We start from the raw sequence: 2,823 nt of genomic DNA on the forward strand, positions 1-2,823 counted from the left end.
GTTCGACGAACAGCACGTTGTCCTCGGGGGTGACGGCAATGATGATCGCGGCCAGGCCGCCGGCGTGGGTGCGTTCGCTGTATTCCCAGCTGCCGCGCACGACCATGCGCTGGTACTTGCCTTCGTAGACGACACGCGGTGCTTCGGTGTTGCGCTGGCTCATGCGGGCTCGCTGGAAGTAGGGACGGGGTCGGAAATGCCGGCGGCACTGAACAGCCGGCGGCGGGTCATGGGGCCGAAGCGCAGGGTCTGGCACAGGCCGCCGAGCAGCTCTGGATCGGCCGCCTGGCGCGGCATGCCGGGCTGGCAACCTTCCAAGGGTGCGTCCAGGGCGATGGTGGTCAGCTGGCGCCAGAGCTGGGCGTGCTCGCGCTGCTCGCGCAGGCGCACGGCCATCTGGGCCGCGCCGCGCAGGCGCAGGAACGGCACTTCGTCCAGGCGTTCGTACAGCACGTCCATGCTGCCGAAATGGGCCAGCAGCACGGCCGCCGACTTGGCGCCGACACCGCTGATGCCCGGAATGTTGTCGACCGCATCGCCGCACAGCGCCAGGTAATCGGCAATCTGGTGTGCGTGCACGCCGTGCCGGGCCTTGACGCCGGCCACGTCCCAGCGCTGGTTGCGTGCGTAATCCCATTGCTCGTCATGTTCGAGCAGCAGCTGCGACAGGTCCTTGTCGGCGGAAATGATCACGCCGCGATGGCTGCTGCGGTGGCCATGCAGGGCGCTGCCGATCAGGTCGTCGGCTTCGTAATCATGATGCGCCAGTACCACCAGGCCGAGCGCTGCGCACAGCGCCTTGCAGTGCACGAACTGGCGCTTGAGCGCTTCCGGCGCCGGGTCCCGGTTGGCCTTGTAGGCCGGGTACAGGCGGTGACGGAAGCCACTGTCCAATGCCTCGTCGAAGGCGATGGCGATGTGCCGGGGGCGTTCGCGCTCCAGCAGGTCCAGCAGGAAACGGGCGAATCCATGCACGGCGTTGGTCGGCCAGCCCTGGCTGTCCTGGAATTCGTCCGGCAGCGAATGCCAGGCGCGGAACACGTAGATGCTGGCGTCGACCAGGTACAGCGGCGGCGGTATCGCCACGGGAATCACGGCGCTCACTGGCCGGTCCAGTCCTGCAGCAGGGCCGCGGCATCGGGGCGCTCGCGTTCGGGCACTTCGGCCTTGGGCGTGCCGATGTGGATGAAACCGGCAATGCCTTCGCCCTCGGCCAGCCCCAGATGGGCGTGCACGGCGGGATCGAAGGCCATCCATGCGGTCAGCCACTGCGCGCCGAAGCCCAGCGCCTGGGCGGCCTGCAACAGGGCAAAGCACACGCAGCCGGCGGTCATCAGCTGTTCCTGTGCGGGAACTTTCGGGTCCGGCCGGGGGCTGGCCACCACCACGATCACCAGCGGTGCATGGCTGAAGCGCTGGCGGTCCTTCTCGAACACGGCGTCGCCGGCATGCGGATCGCGCTCACGGCTGCGCGCGGCCAGGAAGTCGCCCAGAGTGTGACGCGCATCGCCGGCGATCTTCAGGAAGCGGAACGGTACGCGCTTGCCGTGGTCGGGCACGCGGACCGCCGAGGTCAGCATCCGCTGCAGGGTGGCCGGATCCGGTCCGGGCTCGCCCAGTTGCCGCGAGGGCACCGAGCGGCGGGCATCCAGGGCAATCAGGGCAGCAGGGTCGGGCATGGAGTCTGAACCGGTCATCACGGGTCGCTGATTATAGTCGGGGAGGTAGATGACGCCGTTTGTGTCGCGTCAGACCCCTGAATAGCAAACTGTGATGAACATCATGCCACTGGCGGATCACGGAGCCCCGCTTCCCCTCGCCTCGCAGGCCCTGCACGGCTTACGATACGTAATATTGCCGGGCCGCCGTTCATGAGGTTTGAAGTGAGGACTGTTTCACTGTCCGCGATGGGCTGGGCGGCCTACCATCGAGGGACCGGTGCATGGGGTGTACCGGCCGTCGCGATGTCCATGATGTCTGTCGCACCAGAGAAGGTGGGGAGCCTTCCCGAATGATGAGCGCGCCCACTCCGATGGGATCGCCGGGCCGTGACCCGGCCCAGCTCCAGCTTGCCCGGGACATCGTCCTGCCGGCGTTGTGCCAGGCCTTTGGCGCGGCACTGGCCCGCTTCGATGATGCCCTGTTCGACCGTGCCGGCAATGCCGGCTCGTCGCAGTTGCTGTTCCTGGACGCGATGCGCGAGCTGCGCCGCCGCCGTGAGGAGATTGCCGGTGCTTTTGCCGCCCATCTTGGCCATGCCTGGGCCGGTCTGGCTGCGGGCGAGCCCGTCTCCGCCGAGCTGACCCTGTCCGGGCAGGCCCAGGACGGCCTCAGCCTGGTGCCGGAACATGTACTGGAATCGCGGTTGGCGGTGCGCAACTTCGCCACCGTGCTGCTGCGCGACTTCAAGCCGGTGCTGGCGCGGCTCGACCGCCGCCTGGGCTGGCTGGGCGGCGGTATCGAACTGGATGCCGACCGCAACCCGATCAGCCCCGAACACCTGGGCGTGGCCATCCACGAAGCCTTTGCCGGCTGCGAGCTGGCACCGGAAGTCCACCTGGTGCTGATCAAGCTGTGCGAGCGCGATATGCGCGCGCCGGTGGGCCGCATCTACGAGAAGCTGGACGAGCACCTGGCCGCAGCCGGGGTGATGTCGCAGATGGGTGCCCCGCGCCGACCACTGGCGTCGGCCCCGGCGCAGCACGTTCCGCATGGCCTGGATGATCTGGTCGAGCAGCGCGCGGCACCGGGCGTTGACAGCGAATTCAAGGACGACGAACAGGCCGCCCCGGCTTGGGCACAGCGTTTCGCCGCGCGCTGGTC

The 2,823-nt window shown here is 68.2% G+C and carries 3 protein-coding genes and 1 pseudogene; 1 reads left to right on the top strand and 3 read right to left on the bottom strand.

Annotated elements, in window-relative coordinates:
• The 3 genes and pseudogenes from AB4Y84_RS18420 to AB4Y84_RS18430 form a co-directional block, all read right to left on the bottom strand.
• Nucleotides 1-256, bottom strand: a pseudogene (locus AB4Y84_RS18420) (DNA mismatch repair protein MutT); the annotation flags it as partial.
• Nucleotides 160-1,104, bottom strand: coding sequence for a 5'-3' exonuclease (locus AB4Y84_RS18425; protein WP_336024903.1), 945 nt, complete (start codon nucleotides 1,102-1,104; stop codon nucleotides 160-162). The gene AB4Y84_RS18425 and the pseudogene AB4Y84_RS18420, both read right to left, overlap by 97 nt.
• A complete protein-coding gene (locus tag AB4Y84_RS18430) occupies nucleotides 1,101-1,679 on the bottom strand; it encodes a nitroreductase family protein (protein WP_223494286.1) in 579 nt (192 codons plus the stop codon). Before AB4Y84_RS18430 ends, AB4Y84_RS18425 begins: the two co-directional genes overlap by 4 nt.
• Before the next feature lie 332 nt (nucleotides 1,680-2,011).
• On the opposite strand from AB4Y84_RS18430, the gene AB4Y84_RS18435 reads away from it, so the two are divergent.
• Nucleotides 2,012-2,823: DUF1631 family protein (locus AB4Y84_RS18435; RefSeq protein ID WP_442250617.1), on the top strand; the 812-nt coding region annotated here is incomplete at its 3' end.

This window comes from Stenotrophomonas sp. 2YAF22 (assembly GCF_052114665.1).
GTDB classification, from domain to species: domain Bacteria; phylum Pseudomonadota; class Gammaproteobacteria; order Xanthomonadales; family Xanthomonadaceae; genus Stenotrophomonas; species Stenotrophomonas indicatrix.

Bases quoted from the DNA above. Each gene is read 5' to 3' on its own strand.
- AB4Y84_RS18430 (WP_223494286.1), bottom strand. From the start codon at position 1,679: ATGCCCGACCCTGCTGCCCTGATTGCCCTGGATGCCCGCCGCTCGGTG.